The 15,694-nt window shown below is 45.0% G+C and carries 19 protein-coding genes and 1 tRNA gene; 4 read left to right on the top strand and 16 right to left on the bottom strand.

Annotation, left to right across the window (positions count from 1 at the left end; all coding sequences use genetic code 11):
- Window positions 1–182: 182 nt before the first annotated feature.
- From L696_RS0111205 to rpsF, 9 genes are all read right to left on the bottom strand, one after another.
- Window positions 183–1,124: a D-alanyl-D-alanine carboxypeptidase family protein gene (locus tag L696_RS0111205; RefSeq protein WP_025683705.1), complete on the bottom strand. Its 942-nt coding sequence runs from the start codon at window positions 1,122–1,124 to the stop codon at window positions 183–185.
- Between the two features lie 178 nt (window positions 1,125–1,302).
- Complete coding sequence (locus L696_RS0111195) at window positions 1,303–2,268, bottom strand: ABC transporter ATP-binding protein (protein ID WP_025683704.1); 966 nt, start codon at window positions 2,266–2,268, stop codon at window positions 1,303–1,305.
- Window positions 2,265–3,248: an ABC transporter ATP-binding protein gene (locus L696_RS0111190; RefSeq protein ID WP_025683703.1), complete on the bottom strand. Its 984-nt coding sequence runs from the start codon at window positions 3,246–3,248 to the stop codon at window positions 2,265–2,267. Before L696_RS0111190 ends, L696_RS0111195 begins: the two co-directional genes overlap by 4 nt.
- Before the next feature lie 13 nt (window positions 3,249–3,261).
- On the bottom strand, window positions 3,262–4,185 hold the full coding sequence (gene opp4C, locus L696_RS0111185) for an oligopeptide ABC transporter permease (protein WP_025683702.1): 924 nt from the start codon (window positions 4,183–4,185) through the stop codon (window positions 3,262–3,264).
- A gap of 11 nt (window positions 4,186–4,196) precedes the next feature.
- Complete coding sequence (locus tag L696_RS0111180; RefSeq protein ID WP_025683701.1) at window positions 4,197–5,159, bottom strand: ABC transporter permease; 963 nt, start codon at window positions 5,157–5,159, stop codon at window positions 4,197–4,199.
- Window positions 5,160–5,230: 71 nt separating this feature from the next.
- Window positions 5,231–6,970 (bottom strand): ABC transporter substrate-binding protein, encoded by a 1,740-nt coding sequence (locus tag L696_RS0111175; protein ID WP_025683700.1) that lies wholly within the window; start codon window positions 6,968–6,970, stop codon window positions 5,231–5,233.
- 537 nt (window positions 6,971–7,507) lie between these two features.
- Window positions 7,508–7,780 carry a 30S ribosomal protein S18 gene (gene rpsR / locus L696_RS0111170; protein WP_013312800.1) on the bottom strand — a complete coding sequence of 91 codons (273 nt, stop codon included), beginning with the start codon at window positions 7,778–7,780 and terminating at the stop codon, window positions 7,508–7,510.
- 21 nt (window positions 7,781–7,801) lie between these two features.
- Window positions 7,802–8,293 (bottom strand): single-stranded DNA-binding protein, encoded by a 492-nt coding sequence (gene ssb / locus L696_RS0111165; RefSeq protein WP_013312801.1) that lies wholly within the window; start codon window positions 8,291–8,293, stop codon window positions 7,802–7,804.
- A 49-nt stretch (window positions 8,294–8,342) separates the two neighbouring features.
- Window positions 8,343–8,627, bottom strand: a complete 285-nt coding sequence (gene rpsF / locus L696_RS0111160) for a 30S ribosomal protein S6 (protein WP_025683699.1) — start codon at window positions 8,625–8,627, stop codon at window positions 8,343–8,345.
- Window positions 8,628–8,944: 317 nt separating this feature from the next.
- Between rpsF and L696_RS0111155 the strand changes: the two genes are divergently transcribed.
- Window positions 8,945–9,139 (top strand): YjzC family protein, encoded by a 195-nt coding sequence (locus L696_RS0111155; RefSeq protein ID WP_025683698.1) that lies wholly within the window; start codon window positions 8,945–8,947, stop codon window positions 9,137–9,139.
- Between the two features lie 367 nt (window positions 9,140–9,506).
- Window positions 9,507–9,824, top strand: a complete 318-nt coding sequence (locus L696_RS0111150) for a hypothetical protein (protein WP_025683697.1) — start codon at window positions 9,507–9,509, stop codon at window positions 9,822–9,824.
- Window positions 9,825–9,904: 80 nt separating this feature from the next.
- Here L696_RS0111150 and L696_RS0111145 read toward each other — a convergent pair whose 3' ends face one another.
- Window positions 9,905–10,267, bottom strand: coding sequence for a hypothetical protein (locus L696_RS0111145; protein ID WP_025683696.1), 363 nt, complete (start codon window positions 10,265–10,267; stop codon window positions 9,905–9,907).
- A gap of 239 nt (window positions 10,268–10,506) precedes the next feature.
- Here L696_RS0111145 and L696_RS0111140 point away from each other — a divergent pair, with 239 nt between their 5' ends.
- Window positions 10,507–10,767, top strand: a complete 261-nt coding sequence (locus tag L696_RS0111140; protein WP_025683695.1) for a hypothetical protein — start codon at window positions 10,507–10,509, stop codon at window positions 10,765–10,767.
- A 271-nt stretch (window positions 10,768–11,038) separates the two neighbouring features.
- On the opposite strand, the gene L696_RS0111135 is transcribed toward L696_RS0111140, so the two are convergent.
- The 3 genes from L696_RS0111135 to L696_RS0111125 all read right to left on the bottom strand — a co-directional run bounded on the left by L696_RS0111135 (window position 11,039) and on the right by L696_RS0111125 (window position 12,371).
- A tRNA-Ser gene (locus L696_RS0111135) sits at window positions 11,039–11,129 on the bottom strand.
- Window positions 11,130–11,206: 77 nt separating this feature from the next.
- The gene (locus L696_RS0111130) at window positions 11,207–11,431 is read right to left on the bottom strand and encodes a DUF951 domain-containing protein (RefSeq protein WP_025683694.1); all 225 of its coding nucleotides are present in this window, start codon (window positions 11,429–11,431) and stop codon (window positions 11,207–11,209) included.
- The gene (locus tag L696_RS0111125; RefSeq protein WP_025683693.1) at window positions 11,421–12,371 is read right to left on the bottom strand and encodes a mechanosensitive ion channel family protein; all 951 of its coding nucleotides are present in this window, start codon (window positions 12,369–12,371) and stop codon (window positions 11,421–11,423) included. The genes L696_RS0111130 and L696_RS0111125 overlap by 11 nt, the downstream gene beginning before the upstream one ends.
- Before the next feature lie 310 nt (window positions 12,372–12,681).
- Between L696_RS0111125 and yyaC the strand changes: the two genes are divergently transcribed.
- The gene (gene yyaC, locus L696_RS0111120) at window positions 12,682–13,287 is read left to right on the top strand and encodes a spore protease YyaC (protein WP_025683692.1); all 606 of its coding nucleotides are present in this window, start codon (window positions 12,682–12,684) and stop codon (window positions 13,285–13,287) included.
- Here the strand turns inward: yyaC and L696_RS0111115 are convergent.
- The 3 genes from L696_RS0111115 to L696_RS0111105 form a co-directional block, all read right to left on the bottom strand.
- Window positions 13,241–13,762, bottom strand: a complete 522-nt coding sequence (locus L696_RS0111115; protein WP_025683691.1) for a DUF4446 family protein — start codon at window positions 13,760–13,762, stop codon at window positions 13,241–13,243. The two genes, yyaC and L696_RS0111115, sit on opposite strands and share 47 nt — an antisense overlap.
- A gap of 168 nt (window positions 13,763–13,930) precedes the next feature.
- On the bottom strand, window positions 13,931–14,773 hold the full coding sequence (locus L696_RS0111110) for a ParB/RepB/Spo0J family partition protein (protein WP_025683690.1): 843 nt from the start codon (window positions 14,771–14,773) through the stop codon (window positions 13,931–13,933).
- Window positions 14,766–15,527, bottom strand: coding sequence for a ParA family protein (locus L696_RS0111105; RefSeq protein WP_025683689.1), 762 nt, complete (start codon window positions 15,525–15,527; stop codon window positions 14,766–14,768). Before L696_RS0111105 ends, L696_RS0111110 begins: the two co-directional genes overlap by 8 nt.
- Window positions 15,528–15,694: the final 167 nt, after the last annotated feature.

Below are 15,694 nucleotides of genomic sequence, written 5' to 3'. Positions count from 1 at the left end.
TGAAGCGGAAACTTCCCCTCACAGCATAAAAGGTCTGCTACCTTGTTGTCAAAAGTGCCATGTCGTAGACAGCCCCTCGCCACCACATTCACGCCAAAAAAGGCTTCGCCCTCACGGTCAAAGCCTTGCTTGATGTTTATAGCCCGTAGTATCCTATGTAGCTTTTAAAGTCGTTCCTTACCTTAGCGCGGAGCCAGCTTCACCAAATTCTGCACCCTTACCGGGAAAGAGGTAGACAGAGCGAAGCCATAATCGAACAGCTTCCGTGTCTGCTCGAACCGTTCCTCCTTACTCGGTGCCCCCAGCACCACAGCTACCAGCCTTCTGCCATGCTGTTCGGCTGTGCCAGTGAAGCAATATCCCGCATCGCTGGTGTATCCCGCTTTCAGCCCATCCGTTCCTGCGTAAGAGTAGGGCCCCGCCAAGGAAGGCAGCATCCAATTCGTATTACTAATATAGATGCCCTTATCCTTCAATTCCATCTGCGTACGGCTGGACGTTCTCAAAATCTCCGGATGCGACGTTATCAGGTAGGAGGCTAGCTTCGCCGTATCGCTTGCCGTCATTTGCGTTTCTCCCCGAATATTCTCGGGATGGTTAGGACCCAGCTCACTCTGTCCCGCTCCTGACGCATTGCTAAATCGGCTGTAGGACGTTAATCCAATCTTAGCCGCCTTGTCGTTCATACGCTTCACAAAAGCCGGTTCATTGCCTGCTGAGCGTTCCGCCAGTGCCACAGCCGCGTCATTAGCCGAATACACAACCATACTCTGGAACAGTTCGGACACCGTCAGCCTTTCACCATACCGAAGTGACAGATTTACTCCACCCACCGTACTTGCATAACGACTAATTTTCACTTCATCATTCCAGCCTAACCGCCCGGCACGAATATCCTCTAGAACCAGCAGCTCGGTCATGAGCTTGGACATATTTGCGGAAGGCATAGGCGTATCGCCATTCACATCCATCAACAATTCTCCCGTCTGCATGTCCATCAGCACCGCAGCTCCTGCGTGCACATCTGGCTTACCGACCAGTAGTCGGGGTCCAAGTGTAATAAAAATCAATATAATAAGTACCGGGACCACAATAGCCCAACGTAACCAGTATTTTTTCATCATCGTAATAACCCCCATACTTTATTAGACGATGAAAAATCCATTTTGTCTGCAACTTTTCGAAAAAAAGATGCAATTTTTTTGTTTTTTCCACTCCACAGCAAAAAATCCGCCATTTCCTGCTTGCAGGCTGACAGATTTTTATAAGTCGAATGATTCAAAAAGGCTTTCTACTATGTTTCTAGGCAAAATGACAGGCTACATAATGCTGATCGCCTGCATCCCGATACGCCGGAATTTCTATTTTACAACGGGCCTCCGCCATAGGACAGCGCGTATGGAACTTGCAGCCTGACGGCGGATTCGCCGGAGAAGGAATGTCCCCTTTTAGCACAATCCGTTGTCTCTTGATCGTCGGATCGGGAATGGGAACCGCCGACAGCAGCGCCTTCGTATACGGATGAAGCGGATTTCGGAACAGCTCTTCCTTGGAAGCCAGTTCCACCATCGAGCCCAGATACATCACACCGATGCGGCTGCACAAATGCTCGACCACACTCAGATCATGCGAGATGAACAGATACGTCAATTGCCGTTCCTGCTGCAAATCACTTAACAAGTTAATAATCTGAGCCTGAATAGACACATCGAGTGCAGATACCGGCTCGTCAGCCACGATAAAATCAGGATTCAAAATCAAAGCCCGTGCAATCCCGATACGCTGGCGCTGACCGCCGGAGAACTCATGTGGATACCGATCATAATGATAAGCAGATAATCCGCAGATATCCAGCGTCTCGTTAACCTTTTTCCGCAGCTTACTATGTTCAATCAATCCGTGATCCAGCAGTGCTTCCCCGATGGCTTCACCCACCTTAATTCTCGGATTCAATGAGCTAAAAGGGTCCTGAAATACAATTTGCAGCTTCGGACGAAGCGCACGGATCTGCTCCTTGCTTAACGCATGCAAGTCCTCTCCCTTGTATCGCACCGATCCCTCGGTCTTATCCATCAGCCTGAGAATCGTACGCCCAATCGTGCTTTTGCCGCAACCGGATTCTCCTACCAGACCAAAGGACTCTCCCTTATGGATGTTAAAAGATACATCATCGACCGCTTTCACATGTCCCACGGTACGCTGAAAAATCCCACCTGTGATCGGGAAATATTTTTTCAGACCTTCCACTTGAATTAAAGGCTCGCTCATCCCCGTTGCCCTCCTTCTTCCTCATATAGCCAGCAGGCAACCTTATGACCGTTCTTCTTTTCACGCAGGGGAGGGGCCTGATCCTTACAGATTTGCATACAATGTGCACACCGATCATGAAAATGACAATTTTCCTCCAGCTCAATCGGGTTGGGAACCTGACCGGGGATCGAATACAGCCGATCAATCTTCTGATTAATGACAGGCTTCGCCTTCAGTAACCCTTGTGTATACGGATGCTGCGGATTTTTGAACAGCTCAATGACCGGAGCCTCTTCAATAACATTCCCGGCATACATAACGACCACGTAATCGGCCATTTCCGCCACGACGCCCAGATCATGCGTAATCAGCATAATGGACGTTTTGAGCTTATCCTTCAAATCCCGCATCAGATCGAGGATTTGCGCCTGAATGGTAACATCCAGCGCCGTTGTCGGCTCATCTGCAATCAGCAGCTTCGGATTACAGCTCAATGCAATAGCAATCATGATTCGCTGACGCATACCGCCGCTCAGTTCATGCGGATACGAATGAAATATTTCCTCCGAACGCGAAATCCCCACCAGATTGATCAGCTCAATCGCCCGGGTACGTGCTTCCTTTTTACTCATTAATGTATGCATCAGTAGCGGTTCCGTAATCTGTTCTCCAATGGTAAGCACGGGATTCAGCGAAGACATCGGCTCCTGAAAAATAATTGAAATGTCATTGCCGCGAATTTGCTGCATTTGACCTTTATTCAGCGTTAACAGGTTTTTGCCCTCAAACCAGATTTCACCGTCTGAGGTGTGTGGGGAATCAATCAGCCGCATCATCGTCATGGCTGTTACACTTTTGCCGCAGCCGGATTCACCTACCACACAGAGCGTTTCACCCTCACGTATTTTAAAACTGACGTCATTGACCGCTTTGACAGTTCCGCTAGAGGTATGAAAGTGGGTTTTCAGGTTACGAAATTCAATCAAAGCATTTTCCATAAACGTTCGTCTCCTACTTCTTCATTTTAGGGTCCAGTGCATCGCGCAAACCGTCGCCAATCAGGTTAATCGCTACAACCGTAATCAGAATACACATTCCCGGTGGAACCCATATCCAGGGCCGCTTGCGAAAGTCGATCAGATTATTCGCAGCCGAAATCATATTTCCCCACGAAGGTGTGGGAGGCACAACGCCGATTCCCAGGTAACTGAGCGCAGACTCCGTTATAATCGCCCCAGCTACTCCAAGCGTAGCCGTTACAATAATAGTAGGAATCGTATTCGGCAGCAGATGGCGGAATATTTTACGACGATCTCTCAAGCCGAGCGCTTCCGTCGCCTGCATGAACTCCTGTTCACGCAGCGTAAGAATTTGCCCCCTGACCAGACGGGACAAGCTCGTCCAGCTCAAGATCCCGATAATGAGCATTAGAAAATAAATCCGGTTCTTTGGATCAACCTTCAAATCTGACAGAACGGCACCTAAAATAATCAACAGCGGCAATGTAGGCAATGCCATAAAAATATCGGCAATCCGCATAATGATCGTATCCACGCCTTTACGATAGAATCCTGCCAGTGCACCCAACGTCGCACCGATCACGACCGAAATAAACGTGGCCACCAGCCCCACCGTCAAAGAAATACGGCCAGCCAGCATTGTACGCAGCAAAATATCTCTGCCAAACTTATCCGTACCAAGCCAGTACTGGGCATTCGGAGCTAAATTTTTATCAGATAGCTTATAATCATCCAGATGATAAGGTGAAATCATCGGTCCAAATATACAAATGACAACCATAAGAATCAATATAATGAGTCCGGCCAAAGCCAAATGATTCTGGTTAAAACGGCGAACGGCGATTCTCCACGGAGACGCTTCAGGACGGATCGCCGCCTTTGGACTGGTTTCAATCGTGACTGTTTCTGCGGGCAATAGTATCCCTCCTACTTCAAGCGAATTCTTGGATCTGCCATACCATACAATACATCCGAGAGCAAATTACCGATGAGCGTAAGGACCGCCAGAAAAATAGTGAAGCCCAGCATAAACGGATAATCCCGCATACTGATCGACTCCAGATAGACCTGACCCACACCCGGCCACACAAATACCTTTTCCAGAATCATTGCCCCGCCAAATAAAGCCGGAAGCTCAAAGCCAAGCAGCGTGATGGCTGGAATCAGTGCGTTGCGCAGAGCATGCTTGAAAATAACCGTCCGTTCCTTCAAGCCCTTAGCGCGTGCGGTGCGAATATAATCCTGACGAATAACCTCCAGCATACCTGTACGGAAATACCGGGTCAGACTGCCTGTGCTCAGCATCGTGAGAACGAGCGTTGGCAGGAACATATGCTTGAGAACATCCACGATATAAGCCCATGAGCCCGGCTCCATCCCCGCTGTTGTCATGCCGCCAACTGGAAGAATGCCCCATTCCAGTGCAAATATTTTGATCACCAAAAGACCGATAAAGAAAGACGGCAACGACATACACAAAAATATGAACAGCGTGACAAACTTATCGAATAACGAGTATTGGAACTTGGCTGAAAATACCCCGGCAAAAACTGCAATCAGCCAGCTGAAAATAAGACTGAAAAAAGCGATAATAAAAGAGTTCCATACATAATTGCCAATGACCTTCGTTACCGGCTGCTTATGCTGTAATGAATCCCCCATATTACCCTTCAACATATTGCCCGCCCATATAAAATAGCGTTGGTACTCCGGCTTATCCAACCCGTAGATATGTCGTAGCTGCTGTGCCTTTTCGGCGGTCATATTCGGGTTCTGCTTGGCTGTAATATAATCACCCGGCACCATGGCTGAAATCGCAAATACGATAATGGATATGCCAATGAGTGTGGGGATGAGTTGCAGCAGTCTTCGAATAATATACTGCTTCATAATCATTCCTCCAGACAAATAAAGAAGTGATATGCTCAGCCCGTGAGAGCTGAGCATACGATTGGCAATCCTTATTGAGCGAGTTGAGCGTTATACAGACTGAATTCAAAATCTTTGTATGGTGTAATTTCCAAGCCGGATACACGTCCATTAACTGGCCACATATCTCTGCGCTGATACATAAAGATGGCTGGCAGATCTTTGTTCAGCTCTTGATACAGCTCCTTGTAGATCACTTTACGTTTCTCTTGATCCAATTCCTTTTTACCAGCAAGCGTCAACTCATCGACCTTTTTATTGGAATAGCCGACATCATTTTGTGCGCCGTTCGTAAGATAGACCGTTGTATCCGGATCAGGTGTCAATCCCCAAGCCGCAAAGAACATATCGAACTTGCCTGTATCTTTCTTATCCATAATCGCATTGAAATCCAGTGTTTCGGAATTCAGCTTAATGCCCAGTTCCTTGTAGTTGTTGGACATAATCGGTAGCAAGGCCTCTACTACTGGGTTATCCGCAGTCGCAGAGAAGTTAATGGTAAACTTTTCACCATCCTTCTCACGGATACCGTCCGCTCCAACCTTCCAACCAGCCTCATCCAGCAAAGCCTTTGCTTTAGCTGTATCAAACTCATATTTGTTAATGCCTTCATCTGTATAAGACCAAGCTTCTGTAGATTGTGGAATGTTAATGACATTCGCATACGGACCGTACACCCCTTCCACAATCTCCTTCCGGTTCAAACCGATGGTCAGAGCTTGGCGTACCTTAGGGTCCTGAAATTTCTTTTCTTTGTGATTAAATGCAATATATCCGTAGCCGTTGGTCGGCATAATATTCACGTCCAGGAAGCCCAGAGACTTCAATTCCTCTACGTTATCTTCTGTAACCGTAACATTGTCTATATCGGTCTCACCCGTTTGCAGCATAGACAAGTTGGTTTCGTCTGTCGTGGTTTTGAAAATAACCGATTTTACCTTCGGTGCGCCCTTAAAGTAGTTTGGATTAGCTTCAAGTACGACTTGTTGACCCGGGGAAAAGCTTTTCAGCACATACTGACCGGAGCCGAGTGGCTTATTATTAAGCGCCTTGATGCTGTCCAGGTCACCCTTTTTGAACCCTTTTCCGTAATAAGCTTCTGGCATGAAGTATTGCTCACCCAGAAAATCCTTTGTATAAGCTGTTGCTTCTGTAACGGTTACCTCTACCGTATTATCATCAATGACCTTGATACCGGAGATATCATTCGCCTTGCCATCGTGATATTCTTTACCGCCTTTAATCTTAAAAGACAAAACATCCGTTTCTCCATCATAATTCGGATCATGCAGTACCTTGAGAACAAAGGCATAATCCTTCACTGTTACTGGCGTGCCGTCACTATACTTCACACCTGGTTTCAGGTGGAACGTGTATTTCAAGCCATCCTGCGACACATCAACCTTGTCAGCCAAGCTATTTTCGTATGTACCATCCGCTTTCACCTGTAAAAAGGAATCAAATACGGTTCTGACTACATATAGATCGTAGGTCGTTTGCCAGAACAACGGGTTAAATACCCCTTTAGGTGACGTCATACCTACCACTATGTTATCCTTCCGGTTTGTAGCTCCCGGCGGATTTTGGGTCAGATCACTTGCTTTAATAACACCCTCCGTAACAGGTGCACTTCCTTCATTTCCCTCTGTTTTTTTGTCCGCATTGCCTTGCTGTGGCTGTGCCTCATTAGCACCTCCGCTACATCCTGCAAACAGAACACCAACGATCGTAAGCACCATAAGCAAAGAAACCCATTTCTTCGTTTGCATCATCCTGTTAATCCCCCTTAGTCGGTTCTTTTTTTAACAGCCTGTCTCTTTCCTGCGTTGATTCATTAAAGCCTGAGGTCTGAAAATGAAGTCTGTGCATCCTCCCTTACGGTTACCAATGATAACGCAAACACGTGTTTTTAAACCTTTGGTCAATTTAGGGTGCTGATAACCATTACATTTTTATTAAGGTTTATCTTAAGTGTAAAATAATATCACGTCAATATCTTTTTTTGTGTAATATAAAAATGCAAAATATCTATTTTTGTAAAGTTTATGAATTTTATTCGAAAAAATACCGATAATCTGAATTTTCATGTAATATAAAATAACATTTCAGCAATCTGAAATGTTTACTCTGGCGAGTTGGGGAACGTGCGATCACAAATGGGACCATAAAAGCTGAGCTACGCTTAATGGTTAAACATGGATTGTATTATTAGTAAGTTACAATACATGGGACTTGTTGTCAACCAGAAAAATCACAAAAAAAGGCGCTCCCGAAATCGGGAACGCCTCTTTTGCTCTTCCATCAAACTACTATTCAGTAGTGTAAGGAAGCAATGCGATTTGACGGGAACGTTTAACCGCGATTGTCAACATACGTTGATATTTCGCGCTTGTTCCAGTCACACGACGAGGAAGAATTTTTCCACGTTCGCTGATGAATTTTTTAAGCAGGTCTGTATCTTTATAGTCAATGTGAGTAATTTTGTTCACAGTGAAGAAACATACTTTACGACGTTTGTTGCGACCACCACGACGAGCTGGTCTTTTGTTATCGTCTCCGCCTTCTCTTTGTCTGAAGCCCATTCTTTGTCAGTCCTTTCCCAATTAAAATGGTAAATCATCATCCGAAATATCGATCGGTTTTCCGTCATCGGAAAAAGGATCCTGATTGTTTCGCGAGTTATTATTCCCGCGTCCACTATTGCTGTTACCGCCTCCGAAAGGAGACTCCTCACGCGCAGCTCCACCGCTATTGCCGCCACCGTTACCGCCATCGCGGTTAGATTCCAGGAAACGCACATTATCAGCTACAATTTCAGTCACGTATACACGTTTTCCTTCATTGTTCTCATAATTACGAACCTGAACACGGCCTTCAACAGCCGTTAAACGACCTTTGCGAAGATAGTTAGCGCATGTTTCAGCAAGCTGACGCCAGGTTACGATCGGTAAGAAATCCGCTTCCCGTTCGCCGCCTTGACTCGTAAACGGACGGTCTACAGCCAGGGTGAACTGGGTTACTGCTACACCAGACGGTGTATAGCGCAGCTCTGGATCTTTGGTCAAACGACCGATCAGAATGACACGGTTCAACAATCCAATCCCCTCCTTTGAGCGTTGTTCATTACATAATCACGTACAATAATTAAGCTACGTCGTTCGTAATGAGATAACGAATTACTTCGTCAGAAATTTTCATGAGACGCTCAAGCTCAGCAACTACAGCAGGTTCTGCTGTGAAGTTTACCAGAACGAAAGAACCATCACGGAATTTCTTAATCTCATACGCAAGACGACGTTTAGTTACATCGTGACTCGTAATTTCGCCACCGCCGTTGGAGATGACACCTTGGAATTTATCGACTGCCGCTTGAACAGCTTCTTGTTCAATGTCAGGACGAATAATGTACATTACTTCATATTTGCGCATTCTTTACACCTCCTTATGGACATAAGGCCCTCAATCTTGGTTGAGAGCAAGGAACGAGCCTAAACTCGCACTAAAACAGTTTACCAAATCCAGCAACTGATTGCAACCAGCAATTGAGTTCATGGGATGTAAATCCGTTAAATTAGCTGCACACCTCCCATTTTCTATGATTTTATAGGTACAGTATAATTTATCTATATATAGGAAATAACTCAATTTTCTGAAATCCCGTGTTGTTGTTCCCGCATGTTTCTGCTCATGTCAGCGCACAATAACCGTTGCAGTTCAAATCCATGCAGTAAAGGAGGAGTAATCTTATGGGTGAAAAAACCGAATTTGAGCCAGGCGACAAAGCGCCAAATGACGGCGTATATATGGAAGTCGGAGAAAAAAGCTTTCATACCGAAATTCAAAACCCGCAGCAAGTGACACTCGAAAGAGGCGAAACTTTTCCGGAGACGACCAACCATAATCGCAAATGGAAGAAAAAAACGAAAGCCCGCGTTCATTAATGTATATTTTCTCGACATTCGGGCCATATTATAATCAGGCGATACAACAGAGAGGTGTGGTTCCGTTGGATGACGTAGCCGGACAAACTGTTAGGAGATCCATTCCGGGCATTAGAAGCGTTAGGTTTGTGTAAGAGGACACTGTCTTTTCAACACTGGTATTGCTTGTCAGTACACCGAGTTTCGTGATGTGATTGGACAGATCGTATCCTGTTAAAAATGTATCGCCTACGATGGAGGACCTTTGAGGTCCTCCTTTGTTGCATTATCGGACTTTTTGCATATACTGGTAAAATGCAGATTAATCCGGCTCCTTCTGCTAGAATATATCCAAGTACAAAGACCTACTATCTACGGAGGTTTAAAGATGAGCTATTCTCGAATATTAAAGTGGATATCAGGTATATTCGAATTGGTGCTTGCCGTACCGATTGTGGGAGGAGCTATTGTCATGGGGACCGGTTACTCGGCTCTGGGATTCATGCTTGTCCTGCATGCAGTGACACTCATCCTGTCGTTACGCAATCAGGAAGCGATCTATGGCTCTGTATGGGGGATATTGACCTCTTTACTGGCCTGGATACCTGTTCTGGGCTGGATTCTCCATTTGATCGCAGCAATCCTTCTGATGATCTCCGGCTCGAAAAAAACAAAACGCTATAACTACCCGCCAAACCAGCTATAACAACAAAGGGGTGCTCTTGGACAGATGATATCCTGTCACTGTTCAAGGGCACTTTCTTTATTGTATACGTGCCTCAATGTTCATCCTCTGTTCCTCAAAAGGTCCAGTTCCATATCTTCCCTCCCCGGCAGACAAAGTAATTCATCGAATAAAAAAGCCAGTCCGCTCTTATCTCTCCAGTACCGAATAATGTCCGTGACAACCTCCGTAATTTCACGCTGTACCCCTCTCGCCAGTTGAAGCCCTCCATACTCTCCTTCTACATAAAGGTGCGTATGATACGACTTTTCCACCTTTTGTACATGACGTAAGCACAAAGCGCCATTTTCGAGATAAAAGAAATAACACCCCTCATAAACAACTCCCTCGAATATCTCGTACACATGTGGCAGATCATAAGGTCCATACACCATAGCCGCCTGTTCCAGTTTTAATGAATCCATATATAAAATCTCCTCTCTCTTTCAAAATCGTTCATTCTTCCCTAAAGAAAGTTAACACTTTACTTAGTTAGTAATACTTTATTAGTAATAACATAGTACTACTCTGTAAGTAGTACGTCAATAGAATATACGAAAAAAGTTTTACGATAAAGGGAGGATAGGATATAATAACAACATCAATAGGAAAACTAATTTAATAACTTATAAAGTTGCAATTTATTCTCAAGGAGGCTTGTGTCATGGGTCAAATCAACTTTAGATTAAGTGAAACGCTCGAAGAGATCGGAGCTACGAGGAACAAAATAGCAGTTGAATCCAAAACACGACCTGCGACTATTCTTGATCTGGCAAGTGGTGATACGAAAACCATTAAGCTAGATACGCTGGTAAATATCTTAAACGCGATTAATGAATTTGCTCATAGCCACGGTGTGGAAAAAACTTTTGGTATTGAAGACATCATTCAGTACGTTCCTAAAAACATAGAGAATGAGCGCTAACCCGCTTTGGGGCAGCGCTCATTTTTTTTCAGTTTACATAAATTTATTACATGATGAATAAGCTAAACTTAAAAATGCACATTTAAAACGGAGTAGGCGGAATGGTGCTGTACAAGCGAAGCGGTGGCGATGGGAAGCACTATCCAACTGCGCAGTGGCGGCGTAGGTAACTTTTAAGTTCAGTTTATACAGCTATATATTTTTTCTATAAAACAAAAAATCTCCTACGCCCAAAGGCATAAGAGATTAGTTTATGATTTAATGAAGTTAGTGGCGGAAAGAGTGGGAGTCGAACCCACGCACGCCTTGCGACGCCTAACTGATTTCGAGTCAGCCCCCTTAGACCTCTTGGGTACCTTTCCGCAGCAAGGATTATTATATCATCATTGTGCCCATGATGCAAGTTCATTGTTACCCAGAATCACTCAGTTACCCCGGCTCAATTCGTTTCTGAATTCTGCCCGTCAGCGTTGGCTTTTGAACGCAGCACCTTCTTCATATTCTTTTCGAACTTGGCACGCGGAATCAGCACACTGTGCTGGCAACCGACACATTTGATCCGAATATCCATACCCATGCGGATAATTTCCATTTCATTCGTTCCGCAGGGATGGGGCTTCTTCATCTGCACAATGTCCCCCAGTTCAAACGACTTACGCTCCACCCTTCTCTCCCCCTTTTCTTTCCTGCTCGTCTTCCTTCTCGAGGGTTACCGCCGTCTCCAGCGCGCTCTGACGATGTTCCTCATCCTCTAGTGCCTTCTTGATGTTATTCTGAATATCACGCTCTACCGCAGCACCTGTATTCGGCATACACTCCGCCACAATACGCACAATATACTCAGATGTCGTCATGGATTGGACCCCCAGAACATCCGGTATATTCAGCACCTGTACATTGGATTCTTCAATTCCTCGAATCGCATGTTTTACCAAATCAACAGCTTCCTCCAGAGTACGTTCTGCCTTCATCGGTACATCTACCACCGCCAACGAATTGGACATGGAAAAGTTCGTAACCGTCGTAATGGAGCCGTTAGGTAAAATGTAAACCTCCCCTTTCCAGCTCACCAGCCTGGTTGTACGTAGCCCAATCACTTCTACTGTACCTTTGAAGGTTCCTGTCTGAATAACGTCTCCTACGGCAAACTGATCCTCGAAAATGATAAAGAACCCGGTAATCACATCCTTAACCAAGCTCTGCGCGCCAAAACCAACGGCCAATCCAAGCACTCCGGCTCCGGCAATCAGAGGTCCGAGATTAATACCCATTTGAGACAATACCAGCATAATCAGAATAAAATTGAATACGATATTGGTTACATTTTTCAGTAGTTCCCCAACGGTAGTTAACCGCCGGGTATTCAATCGAAATCTGCCGTTCTCTCCCTTTTGCTGCATCGACTTATCTATAATTTTATTAATAACCCGAATAAAGATACGTGTAATGATGAAAATAATAGCAATCTTCAAAATCACAAACAACAAGGTCGACCACATCGCACTATCTGTAAGCCATCTCCATATAACATCCTTCCAGTATATCGCATCCTTTACAACAGTAGCCGTCCCTGTATTGTTCTCCAACCAACGCATTAAGGTCATTCTGTTGCTCCTCCTTACACAAGGGACCTACTCTTCTGGGTTCCCAAATTCTATTTTCTACTACATAAGCCCATCTACTGCCTTCATTCATGTTGCTATGAATAATCTACTCCCCCCGAGTATAAAACCCCAAACTTATCCATATACTAGCTACTATCTTGAGAATAAATGTTACCCGCAGGCTAATTGTTATTCTCTAAGGCAGTTTACTGCTGGTTTTCATCTCTGATCAATGCGATGCCAACAGCTAACGGTCTATATAAAGCGAGCGCAACCTGCACACTCCATTACAGAGCGAAAGGAAGATTCCATGACTCATCCATCTGACTTCATTCCGGGGCAAGAACCCCTTAGCTTAAAAATATCACACACCGACCCCGGGATCCAATCAGCCATCATCCATCGTTTGCTGTTCCATTTGCATCAGGCGCCCAGTCTGGAAAATATCGTTATTATTTGCATCGGCACCGACCGTTCTACTGGAGATTGTCTCGGCCCACTCGTAGGTACTCATTTGTCTCGCTATAAAAGCCCGCTCTTTCACCTTTACGGAACATTGGAGGAGCCTGTACATGCTATGAATCTGCAAACAACACTAGACGGCATACACATCCGGTACGACCAGCCCTATATCATCGGCATAGACGCATGTCTTGGACAAACTTCCAGCGTCGGATGTATTCAGGTTGCGGACGGGCCTTTGAAGCCTGGAGCAGGGGTAAATAAAGAATTACCGCCGGTCGGCGATATCCATTTGACAGGCATCGTTAACGTCGGCGGCTTTATGGAATACTTTGTGTTGCAAAATACAAGACTAAATCTGGTAATGAAATTATCAGATATCATTGCTGGCAGCTTATACTCTGCGATTAAGGAGTGGCATTACCGTTCCGTCCTGCTTGCTGCGCAAGAGTAACGGCTTCTTTCTCTTCAGGAGATAAGGAATAGGATGACTGCCCCGCTTCCAGGGGCTTGGCATACACATAAGAGCCATCCCGGTTATAAATACCGGTTAATACGATACCATCCTGATTGTCATCTACAATAGCCAAGGAGAAGCTCAGATCGCTTCCACGCTCGCCAAAGGCATTATAGCGTTTGATGCCTATATGTCCTTTCAGGCCTGTCAGTTTACTGCGTAGAGATTTCATACTTGCACGATGGGCTTCCTGCTCATCCTCAATCGTATCCATTTGCACCTTCAAATCAATCAGCAGCGTTTCCAAATTTTCAACACCGCTGCCTGCCATCATGGTTTCATACTTTCGCCGCATCTTCTTCAACTTTGCACCCTGCACAATGATAACAATCAACAGGATGAGCAAAATCAGCACAATTCCTGCAACGATTCCGGCAAGCTGTTCCATGATTAGTCTGTTCAATTCAGCCATATGCTTGCTTCTACTCCTCTACCTCAAAAATCATGTCACTGCATACCTCTTATTTTATACGTTTGAGTTTATCCATCCAGACTATTCTGATTCCTACACATCCAGACAAAGCAAAGACATATCTCGCTTCCCGTTTCGACCAAGGAGACATGTCCTATTTCATACAGACTACTGTAATAGTTCCAGTAATCTTTCCAAATCCTGCTGGCTGTAATAATTCAATTCGATTTTACCTTTATCCTTGTTATGCTTAATTTTTACAGTTGTTTTAAAACGCTCACGCAAGGACTCTTCCATATGATCAATAAAAGGGTCCTTTTTTCTCACCTTGGGCTTGGCCTTCGCTTCACCAGACTTATGATCCAACTGCTGTACAGCTTCTTCCAGCTCCCGGACACTCCACTGCTGCTCAATACATTGTGTCGCCAGCTGCTTCACCATGTCCGGATCTTTGAGCCCAACAATCGCTCTGGCATGTCCCATAGATAATGTTCCACGTGAAACATGATCCTTAACTTCCTCCGGTAATGCAAGCAAACGAAGGAAATTCGCAATATGAGAGCGCGACTTGCCCACTTTCAAGGACAATTCCTCTTGAGTTAACGAGAACTGATCCATTAATCCCTGATAGGCTACTGCTATTTCCATCGCATTCAGATTTTCACGTTGCAAGTTCTCAATCAGGGCAATCTCCATTACCTGCTGATCCGTAAAATTGCGAACAACCACAGGTATCGTCGAATTCCCACAATATTGGGAAGCCCGGTATCTTCTTTCACCTGCAATAATTTCATAGCCTCTTAATACACTACGCGCAATAATAGGTTGAATAACACCGTGCTGACGAATGGATTCTGCCAGTTCTTTAATCGATTCCTCATCAAACGTTTTTCGAGGCTGGTATGGATTTGCACGCAACTGACTAAGCGGAATGTCAACAACCTTGTCCTCATCATTGACCGTAAGGGAGGGAATGAGTGCATCCAGCCCTTTTCCCAACCGTTTACTCATAAGATGCCACTTCCTTTGCCAACTCAATATATACCTCTGCCCCACGGGAGCGGGGATCATACGTAATAATGGACTGGCCATGTGATGGTGCTTCACTGAGTCTCACATTGCGTGGAATAATCGTCTGATAAACCTTGCTTTGAAAATACTTTTTCACTTCTTCAATCACCTGAATACCCAAGTTGGTACGGGCATCAAACATCGTCAGCAGCACGCCTTCAATTTGCAGTGAGGTATTCAAATGCTTTTGCACCAATCGCACAGTATTCAGTAGCTGACTTAAACCTTCCAATGCGTAATATTCACATTGAATGGGGATAATGACCGAATCAGAGGCCGTTAAAGAATTAAGTGTCAAAATCCCTAACGATGGAGGGCAATCAATCAATATATAATCATACTTATGCTTGACGAGCTGGAGTGATCTTTTTAACCTGAGTTCACGAGAAATGGTCGGCACCAGCTCGATTTCCGCTCCTGCCAGTTGAATGGTGGCTGGAATAATATCCAGACCCTCAATCTGTGTACTGACAATCGCTTCGCTAGGATCAACCTCATTAATGAGTACATCATAAATGCAATTTGCCACATCCGCCTTATTGATACCCACACCGCTCGTTGTATTACCTTGCGGGTCGATATCCACGAGCAATACCCTTTTGCCGAGGGAAGCAAGTCCGGCGCCCAAATTCACGGAAGTAGTTGTTTTGCCCACTCCGCCCTTTTGATTGGCTACGGCTATTATTTTTGACACTTCATTCACCTCATACTTTAATCGGAATCCTGCTATATTTCTTTATTGCAAAATCCTTTATTAAGACGATTCTCCATTATTAGCTTACGGATAACGGCAATTTTATCAATAGAATACGAGTATGCTGCGGTTTTAATTGGCGTTAGACAGAAAAAGCGGCAATTGCT

Origin of the sequence: Paenibacillus maysiensis (genome assembly GCF_000520815.1) — a bacterium.
Taxonomy (GTDB): domain Bacteria; phylum Bacillota; class Bacilli; order Paenibacillales; family Paenibacillaceae; genus Paenibacillus; species Paenibacillus maysiensis.
The sequence above is the reverse complement of the archived record's forward strand: the minus strand, read 5'-3'. Positions and strand labels throughout refer to the sequence as shown.